The sequence below is a fragment of the Rhodococcus sp. IEGM 1372 genome, from assembly GCF_030056835.1.
Lineage (GTDB): Bacteria > Actinomycetota > Actinomycetes > Mycobacteriales > Mycobacteriaceae > Rhodococcoides.
In genome coordinates, this window is the sequence record NZ_JASHKS010000006.1 from 47,130 (window position 1) to 69,747 (window position 22,618).

Below are 22,618 nucleotides of genomic sequence, written 5' to 3' on the forward strand. Positions count from 1 at the left end.
GACAGAAGTAGGTTGAAGCGTCAACTTAACTGCCGTTCGCACCCTTGAGGGCAGATTCGAGGAACGATCGAGCCTGATCGTCGTCCAGTCCGATGGACCGGACCGTCCTGACGAACTCCGTCGCCGCCCGGGCCGCGATGTCGCGCGACGGATCGCCGCCCGATGCGACGAACGAACCGGACCGGCCCCTCGTCTCGATGATTCCCTGCTGCTCTAGCTCCCGGTAGGTCTTCGCCACCGTGTTCGGTGCGATCTTGAGTTCCTCGGCCAGACCTCTGACCGTCGGGATCTTGGTACCGGCGATGAGATCGCCCGATCGCACCAGCCCCAGAATCTGCATTCGTAACTGCTCGAACACCGGGGTGGTGTTCGACGAATCGATGTGTACGCGCACGGTCGATGCCTTATCCGAGCGCGTCGACTGCGTCGACGATCGAAGTCGGCCCGGACGTCAACATCAGCGTCTTGCGCACAGCCGAGCCGGTATCGAGCAACTGCGCGATCACCGCGGCCACATCGGCGCGAGTCACCTCACCCGAGTCCAGCGGCGGCTCGGTCAGCGATACCGAGCCGGTGGGGTCCTCATCGGTCAACTTGCCCGGACGCAGAATCGTCCAGTCCAGTCCGCTTCTTGCCGAAACATTTTCTTCCGCAGCAGTTTTGGCCTCGATGTAGGCCTTCCAGCCAGCGTCGAGATCCTCGGCGACCCGCTCCCCGGCACCGAACGAGCTGATCAGCACGTAGCGGCGAACGCCTGCCTTCTCTGCCGCATCGGCCAGCAGCACTGCGCCGGCCCGATCGACCGTGTCCTTGCGCTCGGGACCGCTGTTCGGGCCTGCACCTGCAGCGAACACCACCGCGTCCGCGTCGGCGAGCACTGCGGCAACCTCGTCGACGGAGGCCGATTCGAGATCGATCACCTGCGGCAACGCGCCCAGCGCGGTGACGGCATCGACGTGGTCGCTGTTACGAATCAGCGATACCGCACGATCTCCGTGCGCCGTGAGCACCTGAGTCAGATGTTGCGCGATCTGGCCGTGGCCACCTGCAATGACAATGCGCTTGTCGGTCATAACCACTCCCGTTCCTGACGTGAATCTGTCGGGGTGGCTACCCGCGTGGCAGGATTGCAAACATGACTGGCTCGGCGACCATCTACCACAATCCCCGGTGCAACACCTCTCGTACGGTCCTCAAAGCGATCGAGGAAACCGGTGTGGTGCCGCGGGTGATTCGATACCTCGACTCGCCTCCCACCGAGGACGAGCTCCGCGCGCTCCTTGCCGACGCCGGACTCGAACCGCGTCAGGCCATTCGAACTCGCGAGAGCATCTACAAGGAACTGGGGCTGGCAGGCGCGGACGCCGACACGCTGATCGCGGCGATGGTCCAGCACCCGATACTCATCGAGCGCCCGATCGTGGTGACCGACAAGGGCACCGTGCTCGCTCGCCCGGCCGACAAGGTACAGACCGTGCTGTAGAGCGCTACAACCTCTCGCGCGACACCGGGCACGACATGCAGCGGGGGCCGCCCCGCCCCGAACCCAGTTCCGATCCGGAGATCCGCAGCACCTCGATGCCCGACGCCTCCAGCCGTGCGTTCGTTTCGACGTTGCGCTCGTACGCGACGACGACTCCCGGCGCAATAGCGAGCGTGTTGTTGCCGTCGTCCCATTGTTCGCGCTCGGCGGTGACGTGATCGAGTCCGGTATCGATCAACCGCAGCTTGCCGATGCCCATCGCATCGGCGGCCGCCTCGAGAAAGGGGTCACCGCCGCGGATGGTGACCCCTGCATCTTCGCGGTGAATGGTGAACGCGGACAACGTGTCCTGAATCGCCGGGTACATGACCACCGCGTCGGTATCGACCATGGTGCACACCGTGTCCAGATGCATGGACGCACGCTCCTGCGCGATCGGAACCACCAGCACACTGTGCGCCAGATCGTCCTCGAACAGGCTGCGCGCCAACGCTTCTGCGCCTGCGGGTGTGGTGCGCTCCCCCACTCCGACTGCCACCACACCCGGAGCCAGCAGCAGCACGTCGCCACCTTCGACCGGAGCGGTCCGCGACTCGTACGCGCGCCGTACGCCCCGAAACATCGGATGGAATGCGTAGATCAGATCGGTCAGCGACGTCTCCCGCACACGGGCAGGCAGCGCCAGCGAGGTGATCGCCACTCGGTCGTCTATCCAGAACGACGAGTCGCGGGTGAACAACAGGTTCGGCAGCGGGTCGATGACGAAGTCCCCACCGTGATGCATTCGCCGAACCAGCGATGCCCCGCTCGGTTGCGGGTCCCCCGTCTCCGCCTCGAGCAACTCGTCGAAAGTCATTCCCGCCATGAGGATCTGCGCCAATTCGGCCGCGGGCACACCCCGCAGATGTTGGGCGAGGTCCTCGGCGAGCGACCGGCCGAGCCGTCGGGCATCGACGGCGGCGGAGATACCTTGCATTCGCGCTGCGCCGCTGACCGTCATGGCCTCGGTGAGAAGTTCGCCGAGGAGCAGCACCGTGACCCCTCGACCTCGCAGGAGATCGGCGAACGCGTCGTGCTCGTCCTGTGCGCGATCGACCCACGGCAGACCGTCGAACAGCAGCTGATCGTTGTTGCGCGGTGTGAGGCGTCGAAGCTCGTCTCCCGGCCGGTGCAGCATGACGGTGCGCAGCACCCCTACCTCGGAGTCGGCACCCAACGGGCCCGCAACCGCATCGACACTCATGAACGAACGGTAATCCCATTCGCCTGCCGCCGCTGGGATCAGGACCTGAAGTATTGTCGAGGTCGTGCCGATGCCCGAGTGGAACGTCCGAGAACTGACTCCCGGCCAGCTGTCCGAGCGCAGCGGAGTTGCGGTCTCGGCCTTGCACTTCTACGAGAAACAGGGGCTGATCAGCAGTCGCCGAACCTCGGGAAACCAGCGCAGATTTCATCGCGAAACTCTGCGCCGGGTTGCCTTCATCCGGATCTCGCAGAAGGTCGGGATCCCACTGGCGAACATCCGGCAAGCGTTGAGCGAACTACCGGACGAGCGGACTCCGACACGCGAGGACTGGGCCAGGCTTTCGACGCAGTGGCATCGCGAACTCGACTCTCGGATAGAGCAATTGATCCGGCTTCGTGACAACTTGACCGGGTGCATCGGGTGCGGTTGCCTGTCGCTGGCCGGCTGCGCATTGGTCAACCCACACGACGAACTGTCCTATTCGGGGCCCGGTGCGCGCACGCTGGACGTCGAGTTCGACGAACCCTCGACTCGACGCGGCACGAGCAGCTTGGAGAACTGATCGTTCGCCTTCTGCAGTACGAATTCGTAGGGCGGGGCGAATTTTCTGGCGACCCAGTACCCGAACCGGATGTCGTTGGAGGAGTAGACGAGGTACTTGCGCTTGGCAATTCCGGCGAGAATGGCATCGGCGACAACCGAGGGTTCCACGGCACGCTTCTCGAACCGGTGTTGCAACTTCTGTACGCGCGGATCGTCACGATCGACGCCGGCGATCTGAAGCGTCTGCACCAGCCCGGTCTTGACGCCACCGGGTACCACCAGGCTGACGCCGATTCCGTGGCGCTTGAGGTCGTACTTGAGTACCTCGGAGACTCCGCGCAGACCGTACTTGCTGGCGCTGTAGGCAGCGTGCCACGGAAGGGGAATCAATCCGGCAGCGGACGAGACGTTGACCAGATGGCCACCCCGTCCGGCGTCGATCATCGGAGGTAGGAACTTCTCGATGATGTGAATAGGCCCCATCAGATTGACGTCGACCATCGACTTCCAGTGCCGGTGTTCGAGATTCTCGACGGTTCCCCACGCGGAGATGCCGGCAACGTTCATCACGACGTCCAGGCTGCCGAACTCGGCGTGAATGTCGTCCGCGAACGCGGTGACGGCTTCGAAATCGGACACATCGAAGGGCAACGAGTGACTGACGGTACCGCCCGCGCGACCGACCAGGTCCACCGTCTCCGCCAAACCGGTGCCGTTGATATCGGTCAGGAAGAGTTCCGCTCCCACTCCTGCAGCAGCGATGGCCGTTGCCCGACCGATTCCGCTGCCTGCTCCAGTGATCAACGTCTTCTTACCGCGCAGATCGTATGTAGCCATCGAAGCTTGTAACCCCCACCGGTTGCCACGTATCAGTTCGATTTCGACCCTACGCGGTGACGACCGGGAGGGTTGTCACAATCTTTGCGACATCTCGTCTCGGTAGTCGGCGATAGTGCGCTCGATTCGCGCAGCATCGTCGTCGGCACCCTGTTTGCGTGCGTCGTCCGCACGCTGCTGCAGGGTTCCGATCGCTTTCCGGAGTTCGTTGTCCGACATCCGCGGCCGGTGCACAGTGTGTTCCATGTCACACAGTGTGCCCGGCAACCTGGTGTGCGGCAAGCACCCCGAGATCACGGAATTTCTCAGACTGTGACAGACGCCGACGTGATGCTCTCGCGCACGAAACTGGACAGACTCCGCGCCGCGAATTCGCGGAAGTAGGCAAGTTTGTCAGCGGGCACCAGGGACGGAAGGACTGTGTTCCAGACCTTCTCCATGCGCGAGGGGGCATCCTCCAGCCGGGACTGCGCCTCGGACACCATCAGAACTCCGGCGAGCATCTCGCACACCAGCAGCGCAGCGTTGCCCGCATCCAGATGGTCGGCGACGTCCCCGTGCTCGATTGCCCGCTCGAAGAGATGCTCGAAGATGTTTCCCCAGGTACCGAACACACTGCCGCGGGCGGTGTCGGATCCGTCGATCTCCATCTGCAACCGGTACATGACGCGCACCAGGGGATCCGATGCGGCGAGCTCGAGTACCGAATACGAGATTCCGATGACGGACTCGAGAGCCGGGCTACGACTGTCGACCAGGCCGGCGCACGCGGTGGACACGCGATCATGTCCCTCGTCGACGATCGCACGCGCCAGTTCTTCCTTGGACGCGAAATGGAAGTACAACGCACCCTTGGTCACACCGGACTGCGCTGACACCTGACTCAGCGTGGCATTCGCATGCCCCACCTCGAGGAAGAGATCTGCTGCAGCGCGCAGTGCGGCCGCTCGTGTTGCTTCTGCCCTGAGTTGTCGCACCATGTTGGAACACCCCTGCTCTGTCGACCTTGCAATGACATCGACGCTCTGTACGCGCTGGCCATCCGTCGGCCGATCGAGGTGAACTGGAATTCACTTCGCCATATCGGACTGTCAGCGCTCGACTATAGTAACCGGTTCGGTGGCGACTTTGTGATTCGAAAGTGACAATTGCATGAAGAACGGCTCGTTTACAAAACGATTGAAATGAAAAGTTCCACTTCTCCAGCATTCGTAACGACTTCGACTTCCTCTTTGTAGGCGCGAAATATCGATCCGGACATAACGCACTCGTCGACCTGAGCCCACACGTCCTCGATCGGATCCGCCAGAGCGCCGCTGGGCACGAACACTGCGAACACGCCGGTCGGTACCGAGACGAACACATCCCCGACGGCGACGTCCCCGGGCGAGTCCACCGAGACGGCGACCACGGCATTGACGGTGCCGTGCGGATCCGGGACGTACACCGTGCTCACCTGGGTTGCGTCGATATGCTTCTCGCGCACCCGATCTCGTAGGAATCGCATCCACTCGCTGCCACTCGATTCCGCGCCGGGCTCCACGCGCGGAGCCACCAACCCACTGAACAGCTCTGCGCTGCGTGCCGTGACGCGGAAGGTCATCACGAACCGCCGGGCGTAGTGATCGCCAGATAGAGGTCGATCTTGTACGCGTGCGGATAGCACTCGTAATCGCCGGTGAACGATCGCACGATATCGCCCTGCTCTTCGGCATGATCGATCTGAGTCCACAATCGGGTGAGAACCTCGGGGAAATACCCCACCGCAGAAAAACGCGCATATTTCGCCGCGGGCACTTTCGCAACCAGATGTCCGCGCGCGACTTGACCGAGCGAAGAACACAGATAACCGACTACCTGCGTATTGTAAGAGCCGATACCGGGGGCGAAGTCGGTGTAAATGGAAGCGAGCGGACCGGAGGTCTCCTGATTGAGAACTGCGGACCACGCTTGATCGAGTGCCGGGTCGTTGAGGCGTCCCAGCGCCCGTTTGGGGCTGCGAACGGGAAGACCCGCGACCCACGTTTCAGCGAGGTCGACGATCTCGAACGACATTCACACTCCGTAGAGAAGTTGCAGGGGCAGATCCTGTGCTCGGAACCGGCCCGTTCACAATATCGCCCGTCAATCTACCGGCGCGACTGGTAGGTGGATCGTCAATCGATCAACCATACTTCGCACCCGTTTCGATCGCCGCAACAGCTGTCGCCGACGGTTCCTCCTCCCGAGATCACGAGGTGGCGTCGGAGCGCCCCGACTGCCCTACCTCGTCGTACGTCCTGTCGTGCACACTCGATTTCAGCACCGGTAACTCGACCCGTGCCTGCACCTGTCGAATACCCGAAACACGAAAACCGGTACGGACCGTCGATCCCTCGAAAGACCCGTTTCCGTGGCCTTGCATTCCCTTGCGACAAACGGATGAATTGTCTACGAATTCATTTTCCGCGCGCCGCGGCAGCATAACTCTCGTCGCGAATACCTGACAGATCGCGCATGGATGTATCGCCCGCTCAGGAATGCGAGACCGGGAGAATCCGAGATTCGCACGAGGACAGAATTCGTGTCAGTGGCCAATGCGCCGTGTGCAGAACCAGGTCCGAGATCAGCAATCTGCGCAACCAACCACCGGCCAGCCCATGATGGGCCCATGTGCGATACGAGCTCTGGACGTAGTGCCGGTATTCGAGCGGCGGAGTCAGTAGCCGACGCCCGGACACCTTCACGCGCATGGGCTCGATCTCCGCGATCCGCAGACCGACCTTGTTCAGACACAGCGACAGATCGATGTCCTCGTGCAGGTCGGTACGCAGGCTCGTGCGACCGCGAACGGCTTCCCACGCGGATCTGCGGACAGCGAAATTGTTGCCCGATGCGGCAGAAACCCACCGCTCGGAGGGCCTGTTTCGCACGGAACGGTCGACGAACGCCCGGTACGGTCGCGCCCACGGGGAGTCGTAGAGGTAGATCGGCCCGGTGACTGCGACATAGTCGAGTCGCCGATCGAAGAAGTCGAGTACCGAGTCGACCCAGCCGGCCTCGACTCGGGTATCGGCGTCGATGCGGCCGATGATCGATCCGCAGGCGTGATCGAAACCGGCGTTGCGTGCGTGCACGACGCCACGCTCGGACTCCCTCAGCAGAATCACCTGCGGAAATCGCCGCGCGTATTCTTCGACGATGACTGCGGTGTCGTCGGTCGAATTGTTGTCGACGACAATGATTTCGTGAATGCGTTCGCGCTGAACGAGCAATGCATCCAGGCATTCGCGCATGTGAGCCGACTCGTCGAACGCAGGCACAACAATGGAGAGAGTATTCACAACGCCAACCCCCGACACATTTTTGGCAATCGTGTAGCTCGACACCCTTACACGGTGAACGCATTCGATTTCGAGCCGCGGACGTTCACGATGCTACATCATTACTTCAAGAAAAGAACCCGTCGAATTATTCGGACTTTATGAATCAGAATTCAGAATTCGGAAGAAGTATCAATCTCTGCATTGCCTCCCGATCACGAAAATCGGCGTTGTCCCCGATCCACTGCTCCGCTGCGGGAAGGTCGTTCAACTCTCGGCGACGGCGCGCCGGAGACCCGACGTACACACCGTCCGGTTCACAATCTTGCGTCACCAGCGAGTTCGCCCCGATGATGCATCCGGCACCGATGTGCACGCCCGGCATGACGACCACGCCGGACCCGATCCACGCTCCTGGACCGATCACCACCGACTCTCCTCGCAATGCGCCTGCTCGATGATGCGACGGCCCGGTCTCGTGAGTACTGGTGAGGATGCGAACGTGATCCGCGATGAAGACGTGATCACCGATCACGATGTCGGCGACGGTGTCGAAGTAGCAGCCGAAGTTCACGAACACACCGGTGCCCATCCGAACCGATGCGCGTCCCTGAATCATGGAACCGCCGTACATCAGGCACGGACCGGTTGTCCGCAGCCCCGCAGGCCGCAGAACGGATGCGCGCAGCACCGCAGGTAGCAACGGCACGTTCGCCAACGAGACGATGGTTGCCTGACGCATCTGAAACAGTGCCCAGCGGACGTCCGACGGGTTGCGCATCCAACCGCGGATACGCGAGTCGGCCGTCACGCGGCGGCTCGCATCCGTTCGTCGGACTCGGCACGATCGTCGACCGGTAGAGCACGGCACGGCACTGCTGCGAACAGTCGCGAGATCGGCCACCGCAGTGTGTGCATCAGCCAATCCATGGTCACGATGCGACCGAGTTTGCGCGATGCGAGACCGTGCGCCTGGTACGAGCGATACCCCGCCAACGCATAGTGGACGTATTTCACCGGCGATGTCGTCGCGCGCCTACCGGACACTGCGGCCTTCATCCACCCGTTCTGGGCGACAGGCAGATGCTCGGCGGCCAGGCACAGGCACAGGTCGATGTCTTCGTGGACGCAGGTTCGTTCACTGACCGCACCGCGAACCGTGCGCCAGGCGGATGCGCGGATCGCGAAGTTGTTGCCCGATACCGCCAGGGCCGAGCGCACCGACGGCTCACGCCGTTCGGCGCGCGAGTGCATCCACGCCAGAGGTCGAGCCCAGGGTGATTCGTACAGGAACGTCCGGCCACCCGTGGCAGCGACGGTGGCGTGCTCGTCGAAGAAATCGACGACCGAGCGCGCCCACCCGGGTCGAACACGGGTATCGGCGTCGATTCGACCGATGATCGACGAGTCGACCAGGTCGAATCCGGTATTGCGAGCATGGACAACGCCGCGATTGGGCTCGTGCACCAACACGACCTTGTTCGTCATCGCGCGAATGTCGTTCACCAGCTCGAGCGTGCCGTCGGTCGACCCGTTGTCCACGACGACGATGCGGTCGATATCGTCGCCCTGATCGAGTAGCAACGTCAAGCATTCGCCCAGATGATCGACCTCGTCGAGCACCGGAATTACCACGCTCAGAGTGTTCATTTCGATCCCCTGACAAATATCGACAATCCAATTCTGCACAGCAACGTCTTCGAACCTACCACATGTTCCGGTAATTGCCTAAAGCTGTCCGAATTGCATATCCGCAGCTCACCGCCCTGAAAGATTCCCGAAGTCGAGTCGCGCCGCCCCAAGCAATCGAATCGCAGGTTTCGCGTGGCAATTCTGCAATCGGGGTTTTATCGGGTCGCGACTTCGAGAATCGAATCCCGAACCGACCACCTAGTTCGGTCGATCCAAATGCATTCAGAATTCACTTGGCGGTCACATTCGCTCCGCCGTTGCCGGACAACAAAAAACCGCCACTCGCAATGAGTGACGGTTTTCGTAACGGTGGAGCTGAGGGGAATCGAACCCCTGACCTTCTCGATGCGAACGAGACGCGCTACCAACTGCGCCACAGCCCCTTTGCCGTCATGCCGACCGGCTGGGTAACTCTAGCAAAGCCGCTCCGGGCGGTAGCTACGCGCCCTGGGCTCTGCGCATGTCCCGGTCCTCGTCACGACGTGCCTGGAACGGCTCCTCGTAGTGATCGAGATGCTCGAATTCGGGATCCTCGTCATCGATCTCGAGTACCACCGCGCCGGGGCGACGCAATCGTTGCGGGACGAGCTCGAGCTCGTCGTCGGTTTCCGATTCCACGCCCAGACGGGATCGGCCCATCCGGGTGAGCCGACGGCGGCGTACCTCTTCCTCGATCTGCACCTGACGACGCAAGTAGTACAGGTAACCGACGAGGACGGCGACGGACAGTCCACACAGCCACCAGACCGTCGGGGAGATGATGAAGGCCAGGGCGGCGGTGGTGATCGCCGCGAACACCAGCCCCAGCACTGCGCGCTGCCGAAATGCGTATCGCGCGGCCCGGGCGATCGCGTCGGCCTCGGGATCGAAGCCGCCGCGACCGCGTCGGCGAGGGACGAAATCGTCGTCGACGACACCGGGTTCGTGCGCGGGCGAGCTTCCACGCGGTGCATCCGTGTCCGGTGCCTCGCGATCGAGGTCGCTGTCTGCTGCGTGAGTGTCCATCGGGTCCTCCGCGGTACCGGGTAGATCGGGTGAGTCTGGACGAACAGTCGCAATCGTGGGACCGAAGATCTCGCGGGCCGGCGCGGAGACTCGCAGGTCGTCCTCCGGTCGCCAGTCGGGATCACTGCGGTGCCCGGTCGCGGGGCCGCGCTGCTTTCGCTTCGTGCCACCCCGATGCAGCACGCGCGTGGCGAGCGCAGCGTCCGTGGTCTGCATGATCTGCGGACGCTTGGTCATCAGCATGGGCAGAAGAACGAAGAGCCAGACGGCAACGAGACCGATCCAGATGATCGAGTTCGGCATCGGCGTTGTTCTCCTCCCTTGGGCGACGGCGACAGTGAAAGACGTCCTCAGGCTATGCGGAGGAGGTACGAGAACGATGCAGACGCGCCGACCCGAATTACACTCCTGTCACTTTGACAACACGAGTGCCCGTGCCGCAGCAGCGGGAATCAGGCCCACGCAGCCCGACCCGCGCGAACCAACCGATCGACGACGGTTCCCTGCACCTCACCCGAGGTGATCGCGACGAGCTTGTGATCGCGCCATTCGCCGTCGACGTCGAGGTACTTGTAGAGCAGTCCTTCTTCGCGGAAACCGACATTGCGCAGCACCGCCTGGCTGGCAAGGTTCTCCGGTCGCACCGTCGCTTCGACGCGATGGAGTCCGACGGGACCGAAGCAGTGATCGAGCCCGAGCGCCAGAGCCGCGGTCGCCACGCCCTTGCCGTTGACTTCCTTGGACACCCAGTACCCGATCCAGGCCGATCGAAGTGCGCCCCGCACGATGTTGCCGGTGGTGATCTGGCCACAGAATTCGCCGTCGACCTCGATGACCAGCGGCAGCATGTGTCCCTTGCGCGCTTCGGATTTGAGCCCCGAGCACAGGCTCGGCCACGAGGAGATGTGATGCCGTGAGTTCCAGCTGCCTTCCCCGCTGGGCTCCCAGGGTTCGAGGTGGGCGCGATCCGCGGTGCGAATCCGACTCCAGGCGGCCGCGTCGCGCATCCGCACCGGCCGCACCGTGACGGTTCCGCCGGCCACTCTCACTGGACCCAATTTCGCCGGCCAACCTGGGTGGCTCGACCACGTTCGCGGCATCCGTCGATCGTATGCGCTCCGCCCAGTGGTGCGCTTAAGTGCCCAGGCGGCACTCGACCGCACCACTGGCGTCAGCCTCGTTGAGCGAGGAACGAGACCTTCACTTCTTCGCCGGTTCGGATTTCGGTGACCTCGGGATCGATGACGACCAGGCAGTTCGCCTCGGCGAGTGTCGCGAGCAGGTGCGAGGACGATCCGGGTGCACCGCCGAGCGCCTGAACCAGGTATTCACCGGTTCCCTCGTCGCGCATGAGCTGGCCGCGGAGAAATCCCTTACGGTCCTCGATCGAGGTGATCGGCGCGACGGTTCGTGCGGTGACGGTCCGACGCATCGGCTGCCGTCGACCCAGAGCGATGCGAATCAGCGGACGCACCATGACCTCGAACACCACGAGCGCGCTGACGGGGTTGGCCGGCAACAGAAAGGTGGGTACCTCGTCGCGTCCGAGTTGACCGAAGCCCTGGACGGATCCGGGGTGCATGGCAACTCGCTCCACTTCCATGTCGCCGAGTTCGCCGAGCGCCTCACGCACACCGTCCGATGCACCGCCGCCCACCGCTCCGGCGATGACCACGATCTCGGATCGAATCAGCTGACCCTCGACCACCTCGCGCAGTCGCTTGGGATCGGTGCTGACGATCCCGACGCGGTTGACGTCGGCTCCGGCGTCGCGCGCCGCGGCGGCCAGAGCGTAGGAGTTGACGTCGTACACCTGACCGGGCCCCGGGGTCCGATCGGTGTCGACCAATTCGCCGCCCACGGAGATGACCGAGAGCCGCGGCCGCGGATGCACCAGCACCTTGTCGCGCCCGACGGCAGCGAGCAGACCGACCTGAGCTGCGCCGATGATCGTGCCTGCGCGAACCGCCACGTCACCGGGCTGCACGTCGTCGCCGATCTTTCGGACGTAGTCGCCCGAGCGCACCGGACGGAACACCTTGACGCGGGCCCGACCGCTATCGGTTCTGTCCAGGGGCAACACCGCGTCGGCCAGTGTCGGCAGCGGCGCGCCTGTGTCGACTCGCACTGCCTGACGCGGTTGCAACCGGATGGGTTGACGCGAACCGGCGGACACCTCGCCGACGACGGGAAGCGTCAGATCGATGCGTTCGTCGTCCTCGTTGCGCAGGTCGGTGCCCGCGGCGGCCACATCGACGCTCCGTACCGCGTAGCCGTCGATCGCTGCCTGGTCGAAACCGGGAAGGGGACGCTCGGTTACCACTTCTTCTGCACACAGCAGGCCCTGTGCTTCCGAGATGGCGACCCGAACAGGCCGTGGAGCCACCGCCGCGGCGGTCACCCGGGTCTGCTGATCTTCGACCGAGCGCATCTGGCCCTTCCTCTATGGCATCGACCCGCGATGCTATTCGTACGTGGTCAGTTCCGGTGCCCAGCTGTCGCTCAAGCGTTCGTTCAGCCATTCGCGCAGGGCTGGGCCGTAGTCGTCACGTTGTAGAGCAAAGTCAACCGCAGCGCGCAGGTATCCCCCGGGATTTCCGAGGTCGTGTCTCGATCCGCGGTGCACCACCACGTGCACGGGATGGCCTTCTTCGATGAGCAACGCGATGGCGTCGGTGAGCTGCAGCTCGCCGCCGGCACCGGGCTTTATCCGTCGCAGAGCGTCGAAGATCGCACGGTCGAGCAGGTAGCGGCCCGCCGCGGCCAGGTTGGACGGGGCGTCCTCCTGCTTGGGCTTTTCGACCATTCCGGTGACCTTGAGGACGTTCGGGTTGACCGCGTCGGGCACGATCTCGACGGAGAAGACGCCGTAGGAGGAGACCTTGTCGTCGGGAACTTCGATGGCGCACAACACCGAGCCACCGCGCTTGGCGCGCACGCGGGCCATGACGTCGAGCACACCGCGGGGCATCACCAGATCGTCGGGAAGCAGAACGGCGACGGAATCCTCGTCGTCGTCGAGGACTTCCTCGGCACAGGCGACGGCATGCCCGAGTCCGAGCGGCTCGTGCTGAATGACCGACTGGACGTCGAGCAGACCGGGGGCGACCCGCACCTTCTCGAGCATCTCGAGCTTGCCGCTGGCCTCGAGCTTGTTCTCGAGGACGAGATCCTCGACGAAGTGGGCGACGACGCCGTCCTTGCCGGGGGACGTGACGATCACGAGTCGCTGCGCGCCGGAATCTGCGGCCTCGCCTGCGACGAGCTCGATACCGGGAGTGTCGACCACCGGAAGCAGTTCCTTCGGAACGGTTTTCGTGGCCGGCAGGAACCGGGTACCCATGCCCGCTGCGGGAACGATGGCCGTGCGGAAATGCACGGGCGTGGCGGCGGTCGTCGCTGTAACGGCTTCTGTCATGGTGCTCACCCTATCCATGGTTTCTGGTGATCTGCTCGCCGTGTGCTGCGTTTTACCCCCGAGTGCATATCGTTGAACGACTGCACACGAAGGGAGGACGAATCGTTGTGACCGTTCCCGAATTCACGGAGAACACGTCCAAGGATCGATGGCGAAAGTATGTTCTCGCCGAACGCCGACTGCTCGACGGTGCGCAACGCGCAATGGAGTCCTCTGCACTCTGTCACGTCCTCGGCGAATTGGCTGCCGAACACCCCGTCGTCGCCGCGTACGTTCCGGTCGGCCGGGAGCCGGGTTCGATCGAGATGCTCGACGCGATGGCCGCGGCCGGGTCGGTCGTTCTGCTTCCGAGTGCGCACGAGCCGGGTCCCTTGCGCTGGGCTCGATACGCCGGGCGTGAGTCGTTGGTGAAAGCCCCGTTCGGTCTGTTGGAACCGTCGGGACCGACGCTCGATCCCGACGCGGTGTCGGAGTGCACTCTGGTTCTCGTTCCGGCGCTGGCCGTGGACCGGAACGGAAACAGGCTGGGCCGAGGCGCAGGCTTCTACGATCGAACTCTCGACCTGTGCAGACCCGACGCGATGCTGGTCGCGGTGGTGCGCGAGAGCGAAGTGGTCGATCGCCTACCCGCCGAACCGCACGACAGACCGGTGACACACGTGCTCACCGCCGGCGGGCTCGTACGCTTGAGTACGGAATAACGCTAGGATTCGATTCGTTGGCACTCCTGACTGTAGAGTGCTAATGCTCTCCCCAGTTTCGACAGTTTCGACGAACAGACAAGACACCGGCGGTGTTCGGCCTCGGCCAGCAGAGCGGCGAATTTCCTCGGTGACCAGCGCGGAGGAAACACGATGCCCACTTACTCATACGCATGCACCGAGTGCGACAACCGCTTCGACATCGTTCAGTCCTTCACCGACGACACACTGACGGTGTGCCCCGCGTGCTCGGGCAAGCTTCGCAAGCTGTTCAACTCCGTCGGCATCGTCTTCAAGGGCAGCGGCTTCTACCGCACCGACAGCCGCGGCGGCTCCAGCACCTCCAGCGAGGGCGCAGGCGAGAAGAAGTCCGATGCGGCAGCCACGAAATCGGACAGCAAGACCGACTCGAAGCCCGCCGAGAAGAAATCTTCGGATTCGTCGTCGTCGAGCAGTTCCTCTTCGTCTTCGACCACGAAAGCTGCTGCCAGCCAGTAGTTTTCCGCTTCATCCACAGGCCGGGCCGTTATCCACAGCCCGGCCTTTTCGGTGCCTGTTCCGGCTCGGGCAGCGATACCGTTTGCGCCATGGCTGCCGGCAAGAATCGACTCGACTCGACGCTGCTCGATCGCATCACCCTGCGTCCGGCATGGGTCGGATCCACGAAATTCAGGCGGATCGCGGCCGGGGTTCTGGTCGCGGTTGCACTGGTGCTGTTCCTCGACGACGCCGCCGGCGACGACCGAGTGCGGGTGATCACGGCCGGACGCGACCTGACACCCGGCACCGTACTGACGCAGGCCGATATCGCCGTCGCTGAGTGGGACGGGGCGAACGTCCCCGAGGGCGCACTCGTCGAATCCGAAGCCGTGGACGGCCAGACCCTCACCGGGCCGGTCCGAGCGGGCGAACTGCTCACCGACGTGCGACTGCTCGGATCTCGGACCGCCACGACGACGCTGGGGACCGAGGCACGCGTCGTACCGGTGCATCTCGCCGACGCTGCGGTGACCGACCTGCTACGTGAAGGTGATCGCGTCGACGTGTTGACGGTCGAGTCTCAGGACGACCCGAATGCGGTGCCCGCGGCACGGGTGCTGGCGTCGGGAGCGATGGTTGTGCTCGTCTCCGCCGACGCCGGTGGCAATCGGCAGCGAGACCGAGTCGTCTTGCTGGCCCTACCGACGAACGACGCGACGACGGTCGCGGCAGCCTCTTTGGTCAGCGCGCTCACGGTCACCCTGCACTAACGTCTCTCGAGACAGAACAAACCGAACGTTGGGAGAAGGGCTCATGCTGAAGGGCTTCAAGGACTTTCTACTCCGCGGCAACGTGGTGGACCTCGCAGTCGCCGTCGTCGTCGGCGCAGCATTCACCGCAATCGTCACCGCATTCACGACGAACGTCATCAACCCCCTTGTCGCTGCCCTCGGTGGCAGCAACGAATACGGGTTCGGGTTTCAGATCACGTCGTCGCCGGAATCGTTCGTCAACGTCGGTGCCGTCATCACCGCGATCATCAACTTCGTCATCATCGCGGCGGTCGTCTACTTCGTGCTGATCCTCCCGGTGAACACGGCGAAGAAGCGCTTCGTGAGCCAGCCGGAGAAGGAACTGAGCGACGTCGACGTGCTGGTGCAGATTCGCGACATCCTCGCGGGAGGAACCGCAGCGGGACAGAAACTGTCGACCGCGGCCGACACCACCGGCGGTAGCGGCGAGGCCATGGACGCAGCCCCGGACCTCGGCAAACATTCCAAGGACTGACGCCGGTCTGCTTCACGAATGAATGCGCCAGTGACGCAATCTGATTGCGTGAATGGCGCATTCATTCGTTGGTGGGGCGGTGATGGGACAGGCCAAGCGGGCCGGCACGCGATCAGTTGGTGAAGGTGGTAAGTGGCAACGCGTCGAGGGTGATCGTCGTGCCGTCGGCCTCGCACGCCGACTTCACGGCTGCGCCATTGTCGACGAACGCCTTGCCGGATGCGCTGTCGGTCTCCGACAGTTCGAGGGTGTCGTCGGGTAGGGCTTCCACGAACGTGGTGGATGCGGACGCAACATCACCGGAAGCCGTTCCGGGCACCGACTTCAACGCGTCGACGGCAGCCTGCTTGTCAGCCGTCCACTTCTCGATGTTGGCTGCCGATCCCGGTCCCGCGGTCACCAGGCCGACAAACGTATTGTGGTCGGCAGCGAAAGTGTTGCATGCATCGGTGTTCTGACCGGTGGCAGCCTCGTCACTGCTACTGCAGCCGGTGACCAATCCGAGAGCTGCAACGGCTCCTGCTGCGAACACTGTGAGCCGGGCTTTGCGATGCATCACTACTTCTGAGCCTTTCCGTAGCGTCGAAATATGCTTGTCTCGAACATAGTTCAGGCCCGCACGGAGTATCCGTGCGGGCCTGAACCGGAGGAACTAGCGAACCAGAATCAACCGAACGAGATCAGTTGAGGCGAGTTGCCGGGCCGTAGGTGGTGATCGAGTCACCCTTGGCGCTGAGCAGGGTGACGTACGGACGGACCGTGACGTTGCCCAGGATGCCCGTTGCGGTGCCGTGGACGCCAGCGAGCTGGATGGAGCCCTGTGCCCCTGCTGCGTCACCCTCGGTCTTGGAGATGTTCGCCTCTTCGTTGAAGGTGGCGATTGCACTCTCGGACTGAACGACGCCGCCGCCGGGAGCGAGATCGATGGTCGCAGTTGCCTGCGGGATCAGCTGGACGCCGACGTCGAGTCCGCTGCCCGAGGTGGCCTCGCTCGCGGTGGGCAAAGAACCGAAGTCAGGAAGCTCGCCATCGGCACCCGGGAGCAAGTCTCCCAGCTCGCCCTCGAAGCCAACAGTGGACTCGTTGCCGCTGCTGATGCCGAGGTTCGCGGAAGGCGAAGCCCACTCGATGGACACGCCACCGTCGAGGCTCAGCGGGTAGCCGATCTGCAGGCCAGCGGTGAGGGTGCCCTCGAAGTCATCGGCTGTCGGTCCCTGAACATCGAAAGTCGCGCGGCCGTCGTAGAACCATTCGCGAGTCAGCGGGTTTCCATCGAGAGGCGCAACGCCGCTGACGAAGGAGTCGGACAGTGTCAACACCACGGTGTTTCCGTCGGCGTCAACGATCGACTTGGAGCTATCGACAGCGGCGGAAGCGGTTCCGGTACCGAGCACCAGGCCGACTACCGAAGCGCTGGCAGCAACTGCAACGCTCATGGACTTGAGTCCCCGGCTGCGCCGCGACTTCTGGATCTCCGTCATTTATTCCTCATCATGTTCAGTCCCAGCGCGGTGTCGCACGGGGAAGCTTGTGGCTTTCACCCTCGAACTAGATCGGACGCAACGATGCGTACGAGCCCGAGCCGGATGGAGCCGTGAAGGCCACATCCTCGATCCTGCAGTCCCGTGGTTGAGGGCGCGGTACCGGTCGGTCCCACGCCCTCGTTGTCGGAAGCTGAGGGGAACATTAGAGGAGATGCCTGATCGTGACAATCCCTACGGTTGCGAGCGGAATGTTGCTGTCGCGTGATGTGTTTCGGCGGCGTGAACAACTTTCACACCCGAATTGGTGGTAACCCGCGTCACACCATCTCTCGATGACGCCAAACCGTTACACACCGGATCGCTGAGTAAAACTGCCCTGATATGGGCCGACGGTGATCTGAGCCTGACCGATACGGGCAAATCGTCGCACTTGCGAGCAATCGAAACCGGCGAAAATCATCCCCGCGCACGGAGTCGACGCCCCACTCGGCCGCTAACGACAGGTAAACGAGTGACTAACAAGTCTGTGATTTCGGGCCATAAAATGTGTCGTGTATCACATCAGAAGTAATGAGGTGGTCGCTGTTGCTTCAACCATTCGTCCGAGGACGGGCCGCCGGATTCGGTACCCGCACCGTCGCTTCGCTCGTCTCCGGTCGTCTCCGGCAGAACTTCACCGAAGATACGAGCGAGCCGGGCCCGTTCTGCTCGGGCCCGGCTCGCGTCGTCTTCGGCCGATCGATCGTCGTTCGGCTTTTCGCTCATCGGTATCGCTATGCGTCCAATCCGGACAGCTCGGCGATGACCTGACTCGCCAGCGGCGTCAGCGTCGCCATTCCGTCGCGAATAGCAGCCCGCGACGAGGCCAGGTTCACCACCAGCGTGCTTCCGGATACACCGACCAGTCCACGGGACAGACCGGCGTCCAGCGAACCGGCCGCGAGTCCCGACGATCGCAATGCCTCGCTGATACCCGGAATCTCGCGGTCGAGCACCTCCGCAGTGACGTCGGGAGTGACATCGCGCGGCGAGACACCCGTGCCACCTATGGAGACCACCAGGTCGACACCGCCGATCACCGCGGTGTTGAGTGCGTTCCGCACATCCACCTCGTCTGCCGTCACTGCGACGACGCCGTCGACGAGGAAACCTGCCTCGGTCAGCAGTTCCGTGACAAGCGGGCCCTTCGAGTCCTTCTCGGTACTGTGCGCTGTTCGGTCGTCCACGATGACGACCAACGCGCGCCCTGCCAGTGGTGCGTCGAGTTCCATACCGCTCACCGTAGTAGTAAGGCCTCCACCCGGCTCACGCTGTGCGTAAATCGTTGCAACCGTTCCGTGCCTGCCTGGTTCTCGTAACATCAGCGACCGCCCGGGAACGACGGAACCTGGAAGGGCAGTTGCTGTTCTTGCTGTTGCGTCTGAGTCTGGGCCGGGGCGGGCTCCGCGGTACCGAGCGTCACCGTCGCCGTCTTCTCGCTGCCGCCCTCGCTGTAGGTGACGGTGACGGAGTCTCCCGGAGCGTGCGAGCGCACCGCGGCGATCAACGCGTCACCGCTCGAGATGACGCGGTCGTCGAGCTTGGTGATCACGGCACCCGTCGGGATGCCTGCCGATGCGGCGGGGCCACCCTCGGTGACCTCGACGACGGTTGCGCCGTTGGCGTCGTCCTGCGACGGCACCTGCACCCCGATCATCGCCTGAGTGGCCTTACCTGTGGTGGTCAACTCGTCAGCGATGCGCTTGGCCTGATCCACCGGGATCGCGAACCCGAGCCCGATGGATCCGCTCTGGGCTCCGGATCCCTGGCTGCCGCCGATCGTGGCGATCGCAGTGTTGATGCCGATCAGCTGTCCGTCGGTGTTGACGAGCGCGCCGCCGGAGTTACCCGGGTTGATCGCGGCGTCGGTCTGGATGGCGTCGATCACCGAGTTCTGGTTGCCGGACTCCCCCGAGGTGGACACCGGCCGATTCAGCGAGGACACGATGCCCGTGGTGACCGTTCCCGCGAGGCCGAGCGGAGAGCCGATCGCGACGACCTGCTGACCCACTTCGAGGTTCGACGACGAACCCAGCTCGATCGGCGTCAGGTTCGACTTGCCCTCGGCCTTGATGACGGCCATGTCCGAGACTGAGTCGGCACCGACGATCGTCGCGTCGGCCACCGATCCGTCGGAGAACGCGACGGTGAGTTTGCCGTTGGCACCTGCGCCCGTCGCGACGTGGTTGTTGGTGAGGATCAAGCCGTCACTGCTGAGGATGACGCCCGAGCCCTCACCTTCCTCCTGCGAACCCGTCACCTGGATCTGCACCACACTCGGCAGGACCTTGTTCGCGACGGCCTGGACGGAACCGTCGGGGAAATTGGCGGCCGGCTCTGCGGCGGTGACGGTGGAGTTCAACGAGTTGGTCACTCCCCCGCCGCCGTTGGCGTTGTTGGTCGCGATGGCACCGACTGCGCCGCCGATTCCGCCGCCGACCAGCACGAGTGCGATGGCACCGGCCACCAGCGCAGAACGCCCCGAGCGGGTCTTCACCGCGGCAGGCGCAGAGTTGGATTGCGGCGCAACGTGTTGCGGCTGGGCGTGGGTGTGCTGGGCGGTCTGAGGGTCGCCCTGCTGACCGTACGGCCCGTAGCCGGGCTGGTAGGGGTTCTGTCCGTAGCCGGCGTACTGCTGCGGATACCCCTGCTGTGGGGGTTGCGACCCTGCGTTGTGGGGTGGAGTCTGCTGGGACGGGAACTGCTGCGTCGGGTGCTGGTGAGTGGAATCATGCTGAGGCGGGTGCTGCTGGGTCGGGTAGCTCTGCTCGTCGCCGCGCGAAGCCCGGTCCGCCGGATGCTGCTCGCCACCGGCACCCTGTCCGGTCTGTTCGGATTCGTTACGGTCGTCGCTCATCGTTGTTGCTTCCTTCAGTAGAGACCTCGTCGTAGAGGTCCGCCCGCCTTCTTGCTACTCACTGTGCAGGGCGGTACTGAGAGGTCGCTGAGATCCGGCTATCAGTTTGCCGAGAGTGTCGTGGGATCAGGAGCACCCTCACCGGGCAACACGATTCGAATGAGGGCACCACCGCGCTCGGACACCTCGACCCCGATAGTGCCACCGTGCTTGACGACCACCTGTCGCACGATGGCAAGGCCCAGGCCACTTCCGGGCATGGAGCGTGATGCCGTGGAGCGGTAGAAGCGCTCGAACACCAACTCGCGATCTTCCTCGGGAATGCCCGGTCCTGCGTCGTCCACCGTCAACTCGAGCAGACCATCGCCGATCTGCCGCATGGCGATTCGCACCTCACCGCCGCTCGGGCTCCACTTCGCCGCATTGTCGAGCACGTTCAGCACGGCCCGTGACAGGCCTGCTTGATCGCCGTAGACGAACCACGGCATCAGCGTCGCATCGAAGTCGATTTCGTTGCGCCGGCGGCGTGCTCGCTCGAGACTGCGTTCGACGGCATCGGCCAGGTCGACTCGCTCGAACACCGTCTCCGGCGCATCCTCGCGCGCCAGATCGACCAGATCACCCACCAGGGTGGACAATTCCTGGATCTGCGCCACCACGTCGGTTCGCAGCTCGGCCATGTCCTCGTCCGGGATGGACGGGGCTCCGGGGCGTCCGGCCGCGATCAGCAACTCCATGTTGGTCCGCAGCGAGGTCAACGGCGTCCGTAGTTCGTGGCCGGCGTCGGCGACCAATCTGCTCTGCCTGCCCCGAGATTCGGCGAGCGCGCGGAGCATCGTGTTGAAACTCTCTGTCAGACGCGCCAACTCGTCGTCACCGGTCACCGGAATCGGTGTCAGGTCGTCGGTGCGCGCCACTCGTTCGGCGGCAGCCGTCAACCGGGCGATCGGGCGTAAACCGGTGCGTCCCACGGCCATACCAGCTCCAGCGGCCAGCACCACTCCGCACGCACCGACGATCAACAGCACCCATGCCAGACGGTCGAGTACTTGCCCGGTCGGCAGCAGTCTCTGTGCGACGACGAGAGTGCTGCCGTCCTTGGTGCGTAGTGCGAGCACCCGTTGATCGTCGAGTGTGCGCAGAGACGATTCCTGTTGTCCGCTCACGACAGCGAGTTCGGCATCGCCGATCGGCACCTTGGGCCCGGGCGGGTTGTAGCTGGACATGTCCGGGTAGATCAGTGCCACACTCACATCGGTGCTGTACAACGTGGCTCCGGCAACGAAGCGCGGATCGTAGGACACCAGAGTCGACTCCGCCAAAGCCGATGCACGAGAACGTAATTGAGTGTCCACATCGCCGTACAGCGCCCGCGAGACAACCGTGTACGCGGCAATGGCCATGACAGCCACCGCAATTGCGACGACGGAGGCCGCGAGCAACGTCACCCGCCACCGCAGCGACACCGACCGCGTCAGGGGCATCGGTGGTCGCATCCCCGTCGGCGACGAGCCGACACCGTCGGTCGACTTGCGCCCGAACGAAGCGACCATCACGGGGGCGTCTCGCGCAGGACGTAACCCACACCGCGAACGGTGTGGATCAGCCGCGACTCCCCCTCCGCCTCGGTCTTGCGCCGCAGGTAACCGACGTACACCTCGAGCGCGTTGCCCGACGTCGGAAAGTCGTAACCCCACACTTCCTCGAGGATGCGACTCCTGGTGAGCACCCGCCGCGGATTGGTCATCAGCATCTCGAGCAACGAGAACTCGGTCCGGGTGAGGCTGATCGAGCGTTCGGCGCGCGAGACCTCACGGGTGACCGGGTCCAACGACAGGTCCGCGAACGTCATGGTCTCCGAGTCGATGCCCGCTTCCATCGCGGTACGCCGAAGCAGTGCCCGCAGACGAGCCAACAGTTCCTCGAGCGCGAACGGCTTGGGCAGGTAGTCGTCGGCACCGGCATCGAGGCCTGCGACGCGCTCGGACACCGAGTCCCGTGCCGTCAACACGAGAATCGGCAGGTCGTCGCCGACACTGCGCAATCGACGACACACCTCGAGACCATCGAGCCGAGGCATCATCACGTCGAGCACCAAGGCGTCGGGACGCGCCGCCGCAACCTGCTCGAGCGCGTCGAGACCGTCGACCGCCAGGTCCACGGTGTACCCGTTGAACGTCAGCGACCTGCGCAGCGACTCACGCACCGCTCGATCGTCGTCGACCACCAATATCCGCATCCGTA

At 63.8% G+C, this 22,618-nt stretch carries 28 protein-coding genes and 1 tRNA gene; 6 read left to right on the plus strand and 23 right to left on the minus strand.

The window, feature by feature from the left end; all coding sequences use genetic code 11:
- Nucleotides 1-25: 25 nt before the first annotated feature.
- Nucleotides 26-394, minus strand: coding sequence for a GntR family transcriptional regulator (locus QM590_RS08890; protein WP_068049785.1), 369 nt, complete (start codon nucleotides 392-394; stop codon nucleotides 26-28).
- 10 nt (nucleotides 395-404) lie between these two features.
- The gene (locus QM590_RS08895) at nucleotides 405-1,073 is read right to left on the minus strand and encodes an NAD(P)H-binding protein (RefSeq protein WP_269594646.1); all 669 of its coding nucleotides are present in this window, start codon (nucleotides 1,071-1,073) and stop codon (nucleotides 405-407) included.
- Nucleotides 1,074-1,135: 62 nt separating this feature from the next.
- Between QM590_RS08895 and arsC the strand changes: the two genes are divergently transcribed.
- Nucleotides 1,136-1,483 (plus strand): arsenate reductase (glutaredoxin), encoded by a 348-nt coding sequence (arsC, locus tag QM590_RS08900; RefSeq protein WP_269594645.1) that lies wholly within the window; start codon nucleotides 1,136-1,138, stop codon nucleotides 1,481-1,483.
- A 4-nt stretch (nucleotides 1,484-1,487) separates the two neighbouring features.
- Here the strand turns inward: arsC and QM590_RS08905 are convergent, their stop codons facing one another.
- A complete protein-coding gene (locus QM590_RS08905; protein WP_068049779.1) occupies nucleotides 1,488-2,726 on the minus strand; it encodes an arginine deiminase in 1,239 nt (412 codons plus the stop codon).
- 64 nt (nucleotides 2,727-2,790) lie between these two features.
- Here QM590_RS08905 and soxR point away from each other — a divergent pair, with 64 nt between their 5' ends.
- Nucleotides 2,791-3,291 carry a redox-sensitive transcriptional activator SoxR gene (gene soxR / locus QM590_RS08910; protein ID WP_269594644.1) on the plus strand — a complete coding sequence of 167 codons (501 nt, stop codon included), beginning with the start codon at nucleotides 2,791-2,793 and terminating at the stop codon, nucleotides 3,289-3,291.
- Here the strand turns inward: soxR and QM590_RS08915 are convergent.
- The 13 genes from QM590_RS08915 to QM590_RS08975 all read right to left on the minus strand — a co-directional run bounded on the left by QM590_RS08915 (nucleotide 3,207) and on the right by QM590_RS08975 (nucleotide 13,526).
- Nucleotides 3,207-4,109 (minus strand): SDR family oxidoreductase, encoded by a 903-nt coding sequence (locus QM590_RS08915; protein WP_269594643.1) that lies wholly within the window; start codon nucleotides 4,107-4,109, stop codon nucleotides 3,207-3,209. The genes soxR and QM590_RS08915 overlap by 85 nt on opposite strands.
- Nucleotides 4,110-4,184: 75 nt before the next feature.
- Nucleotides 4,185-4,355, minus strand: coding sequence for a hypothetical protein (locus QM590_RS08920; RefSeq protein WP_176460553.1), 171 nt, complete (start codon nucleotides 4,353-4,355; stop codon nucleotides 4,185-4,187).
- 59 nt (nucleotides 4,356-4,414) lie between these two features.
- Nucleotides 4,415-5,089: a ScbR family autoregulator-binding transcription factor gene (locus QM590_RS08925; protein WP_068049771.1), complete on the minus strand. Its 675-nt coding sequence runs from the start codon at nucleotides 5,087-5,089 to the stop codon at nucleotides 4,415-4,417.
- Nucleotides 5,090-5,277: 188 nt separating this feature from the next.
- Nucleotides 5,278-5,712: an effector binding domain-containing protein gene (locus tag QM590_RS08930; protein WP_269594642.1), complete on the minus strand. Its 435-nt coding sequence runs from the start codon at nucleotides 5,710-5,712 to the stop codon at nucleotides 5,278-5,280.
- Nucleotides 5,712-6,164, minus strand: coding sequence for a GyrI-like domain-containing protein (locus QM590_RS08935; RefSeq protein WP_269594641.1), 453 nt, complete (start codon nucleotides 6,162-6,164; stop codon nucleotides 5,712-5,714). Before QM590_RS08935 ends, QM590_RS08930 begins: the two co-directional genes overlap by 1 nt.
- Before the next feature lie 458 nt (nucleotides 6,165-6,622).
- Nucleotides 6,623-7,411, minus strand: coding sequence for a glycosyltransferase family 2 protein (locus tag QM590_RS08940; protein WP_411741317.1), 789 nt, complete (start codon nucleotides 7,409-7,411; stop codon nucleotides 6,623-6,625).
- A 166-nt stretch (nucleotides 7,412-7,577) separates the two neighbouring features.
- Nucleotides 7,578-8,222, minus strand: coding sequence for an acyltransferase (locus QM590_RS08945; protein WP_269594639.1), 645 nt, complete (start codon nucleotides 8,220-8,222; stop codon nucleotides 7,578-7,580).
- Entirely contained in the window at nucleotides 8,219-9,061 is an 843-nt protein-coding gene (locus QM590_RS08950; protein WP_269594638.1) for a glycosyltransferase family 2 protein, read from the minus strand. Before QM590_RS08950 ends, QM590_RS08945 begins: the two co-directional genes overlap by 4 nt.
- A gap of 352 nt (nucleotides 9,062-9,413) precedes the next feature.
- Nucleotides 9,414-9,486: transfer RNA gene (locus QM590_RS08955), tRNA-Ala, on the minus strand.
- Between the two features lie 55 nt (nucleotides 9,487-9,541).
- Nucleotides 9,542-10,411: a divisome protein SepX/GlpR gene (sepX, locus tag QM590_RS08960; RefSeq protein WP_269594637.1), complete on the minus strand. Its 870-nt coding sequence runs from the start codon at nucleotides 10,409-10,411 to the stop codon at nucleotides 9,542-9,544.
- Nucleotides 10,412-10,560: 149 nt separating this feature from the next.
- Entirely contained in the window at nucleotides 10,561-11,208 is a 648-nt protein-coding gene (locus tag QM590_RS08965; RefSeq protein WP_037191969.1) for a GNAT family N-acetyltransferase, read from the minus strand.
- Nucleotides 11,209-11,279: 71 nt separating this feature from the next.
- Nucleotides 11,280-12,539: a molybdotransferase-like divisome protein Glp gene (glp, locus tag QM590_RS08970; RefSeq protein ID WP_032395737.1), complete on the minus strand. Its 1,260-nt coding sequence runs from the start codon at nucleotides 12,537-12,539 to the stop codon at nucleotides 11,280-11,282.
- A gap of 33 nt (nucleotides 12,540-12,572) precedes the next feature.
- Nucleotides 12,573-13,526: a UTP--glucose-1-phosphate uridylyltransferase gene (locus QM590_RS08975; protein WP_037192236.1), complete on the minus strand. Its 954-nt coding sequence runs from the start codon at nucleotides 13,524-13,526 to the stop codon at nucleotides 12,573-12,575.
- Nucleotides 13,527-13,633: 107 nt separating this feature from the next.
- On the opposite strand from QM590_RS08975, the gene QM590_RS08980 reads away from it, so the two are divergent.
- The 4 genes from QM590_RS08980 to mscL all read left to right on the plus strand — a co-directional run bounded on the left by QM590_RS08980 (nucleotide 13,634) and on the right by mscL (nucleotide 15,994).
- Nucleotides 13,634-14,227 carry a 5-formyltetrahydrofolate cyclo-ligase gene (locus QM590_RS08980; protein WP_269594636.1) on the plus strand — a complete coding sequence of 198 codons (594 nt, stop codon included), beginning with the start codon at nucleotides 13,634-13,636 and terminating at the stop codon, nucleotides 14,225-14,227.
- Between the two features lie 153 nt (nucleotides 14,228-14,380).
- The gene (locus QM590_RS08985; protein ID WP_094639550.1) at nucleotides 14,381-14,725 is read left to right on the plus strand and encodes an FmdB family zinc ribbon protein; all 345 of its coding nucleotides are present in this window, start codon (nucleotides 14,381-14,383) and stop codon (nucleotides 14,723-14,725) included.
- Nucleotides 14,726-14,814: 89 nt separating this feature from the next.
- Complete coding sequence (locus QM590_RS08990; protein WP_269594635.1) at nucleotides 14,815-15,477, plus strand: SAF domain-containing protein; 663 nt, start codon at nucleotides 14,815-14,817, stop codon at nucleotides 15,475-15,477.
- Between the two features lie 43 nt (nucleotides 15,478-15,520).
- Nucleotides 15,521-15,994 carry a large conductance mechanosensitive channel protein MscL gene (gene mscL / locus QM590_RS08995; RefSeq protein ID WP_037191966.1) on the plus strand — a complete coding sequence of 158 codons (474 nt, stop codon included), beginning with the start codon at nucleotides 15,521-15,523 and terminating at the stop codon, nucleotides 15,992-15,994.
- Between the two features lie 112 nt (nucleotides 15,995-16,106).
- Here the strand turns inward: mscL and QM590_RS09000 are convergent, their stop codons facing one another.
- The 7 genes from QM590_RS09000 to QM590_RS09030 all read right to left on the minus strand — a co-directional run bounded on the left by QM590_RS09000 (nucleotide 16,107) and on the right by QM590_RS09030 (nucleotide 22,613).
- Complete coding sequence (locus QM590_RS09000; protein ID WP_269594634.1) at nucleotides 16,107-16,550, minus strand: hypothetical protein; 444 nt, start codon at nucleotides 16,548-16,550, stop codon at nucleotides 16,107-16,109.
- Nucleotides 16,551-16,674: 124 nt separating this feature from the next.
- On the minus strand, nucleotides 16,675-17,475 hold the full coding sequence (locus tag QM590_RS09005) for an MspA family porin (protein ID WP_269594633.1): 801 nt from the start codon (nucleotides 17,473-17,475) through the stop codon (nucleotides 16,675-16,677).
- Between the two features lie 564 nt (nucleotides 17,476-18,039).
- Nucleotides 18,040-18,243 carry a hypothetical protein gene (locus QM590_RS09010; RefSeq protein ID WP_269594632.1) on the minus strand — a complete coding sequence of 68 codons (204 nt, stop codon included), beginning with the start codon at nucleotides 18,241-18,243 and terminating at the stop codon, nucleotides 18,040-18,042.
- 8 nt (nucleotides 18,244-18,251) lie between these two features.
- On the minus strand, nucleotides 18,252-18,749 hold the full coding sequence (locus QM590_RS09015; RefSeq protein WP_037191958.1) for a MogA/MoaB family molybdenum cofactor biosynthesis protein: 498 nt from the start codon (nucleotides 18,747-18,749) through the stop codon (nucleotides 18,252-18,254).
- Between the two features lie 89 nt (nucleotides 18,750-18,838).
- Nucleotides 18,839-20,374 (minus strand): trypsin-like peptidase domain-containing protein, encoded by a 1,536-nt coding sequence (locus QM590_RS09020; RefSeq protein WP_269594631.1) that lies wholly within the window; start codon nucleotides 20,372-20,374, stop codon nucleotides 18,839-18,841.
- A gap of 101 nt (nucleotides 20,375-20,475) precedes the next feature.
- Nucleotides 20,476-21,927: a HAMP domain-containing sensor histidine kinase gene (locus QM590_RS09025; protein WP_149405599.1), complete on the minus strand. Its 1,452-nt coding sequence runs from the start codon at nucleotides 21,925-21,927 to the stop codon at nucleotides 20,476-20,478.
- The gene (locus QM590_RS09030) at nucleotides 21,927-22,613 is read right to left on the minus strand and encodes a response regulator transcription factor (RefSeq protein ID WP_032395747.1); all 687 of its coding nucleotides are present in this window, start codon (nucleotides 22,611-22,613) and stop codon (nucleotides 21,927-21,929) included. The genes QM590_RS09025 and QM590_RS09030 overlap by 1 nt, the downstream gene beginning before the upstream one ends.
- Between the last annotated feature and the right edge of the window lie 5 nt (nucleotides 22,614-22,618).

Excerpts from the sequence above, each read along its gene's own strand:
- glp (WP_032395737.1), bottom strand. The coding sequence starts at position 12,539 with ATGCGCTCGGTCGAAGATCAGCAGACCCGGGTGACCGCCGCGGCGGTG.
- QM590_RS09030 (WP_032395747.1), bottom strand. The coding sequence starts at position 22,613 with ATGCGGATATTGGTGGTCGACGACGATCGAGCGGTGCGTGAGTCGCTG.
- QM590_RS08925 (WP_068049771.1), bottom strand. The coding sequence starts at position 5,089 with ATGGTGCGACAACTCAGGGCAGAAGCAACACGAGCGGCCGCACTGCGC.
- arsC (WP_269594645.1), top strand. The coding sequence starts at position 1,136 with ATGACTGGCTCGGCGACCATCTACCACAATCCCCGGTGCAACACCTCT.
- QM590_RS08920 (WP_176460553.1), bottom strand. The coding sequence starts at position 4,355 with ATGGAACACACTGTGCACCGGCCGCGGATGTCGGACAACGAACTCCGG.
- QM590_RS08965 (WP_037191969.1), bottom strand. The coding sequence starts at position 11,208 with ATGCCGCGAACGTGGTCGAGCCACCCAGGTTGGCCGGCGAAATTGGGT.
- QM590_RS09020 (WP_269594631.1), bottom strand. The coding sequence starts at position 20,374 with ATGAGCGACGACCGTAACGAATCCGAACAGACCGGACAGGGTGCCGGT.
- QM590_RS09025 (WP_149405599.1), bottom strand. The coding sequence starts at position 21,927 with ATGGTCGCTTCGTTCGGGCGCAAGTCGACCGACGGTGTCGGCTCGTCG.
- QM590_RS08915 (WP_269594643.1), bottom strand. The coding sequence starts at position 4,109 with ATGGCTACATACGATCTGCGCGGTAAGAAGACGTTGATCACTGGAGCA.
- QM590_RS08935 (WP_269594641.1), bottom strand. The coding sequence starts at position 6,164 with ATGTCGTTCGAGATCGTCGACCTCGCTGAAACGTGGGTCGCGGGTCTT.
- QM590_RS09010 (WP_269594632.1), bottom strand. The coding sequence starts at position 18,243 with ATGAGCGAAAAGCCGAACGACGATCGATCGGCCGAAGACGACGCGAGC.
- QM590_RS08895 (WP_269594646.1), bottom strand. The coding sequence starts at position 1,073 with ATGACCGACAAGCGCATTGTCATTGCAGGTGGCCACGGCCAGATCGCG.
- QM590_RS09000 (WP_269594634.1), bottom strand. The coding sequence starts at position 16,550 with ATGCATCGCAAAGCCCGGCTCACAGTGTTCGCAGCAGGAGCCGTTGCA.
- QM590_RS08990 (WP_269594635.1), top strand. The coding sequence starts at position 14,815 with ATGGCTGCCGGCAAGAATCGACTCGACTCGACGCTGCTCGATCGCATC.
- QM590_RS09015 (WP_037191958.1), bottom strand. The coding sequence starts at position 18,749 with ATGGAACTCGACGCACCACTGGCAGGGCGCGCGTTGGTCGTCATCGTG.
- QM590_RS08905 (WP_068049779.1), bottom strand. The coding sequence starts at position 2,726 with ATGAGTGTCGATGCGGTTGCGGGCCCGTTGGGTGCCGACTCCGAGGTA.
- QM590_RS08930 (WP_269594642.1), bottom strand. The coding sequence starts at position 5,712 with ATGACCTTCCGCGTCACGGCACGCAGCGCAGAGCTGTTCAGTGGGTTG.
- QM590_RS09005 (WP_269594633.1), bottom strand. The coding sequence starts at position 17,475 with ATGACGGAGATCCAGAAGTCGCGGCGCAGCCGGGGACTCAAGTCCATG.
- sepX (WP_269594637.1), bottom strand. The coding sequence starts at position 10,411 with ATGCCGAACTCGATCATCTGGATCGGTCTCGTTGCCGTCTGGCTCTTC.
- QM590_RS08975 (WP_037192236.1), bottom strand. The coding sequence starts at position 13,526 with ATGACAGAAGCCGTTACAGCGACGACCGCCGCCACGCCCGTGCATTTC.
- QM590_RS08950 (WP_269594638.1), bottom strand. The coding sequence starts at position 9,061 with ATGAACACTCTGAGCGTGGTAATTCCGGTGCTCGACGAGGTCGATCAT.
- mscL (WP_037191966.1), top strand. The coding sequence starts at position 15,521 with ATGCTGAAGGGCTTCAAGGACTTTCTACTCCGCGGCAACGTGGTGGAC.
- QM590_RS08985 (WP_094639550.1), top strand. The coding sequence starts at position 14,381 with ATGCCCACTTACTCATACGCATGCACCGAGTGCGACAACCGCTTCGAC.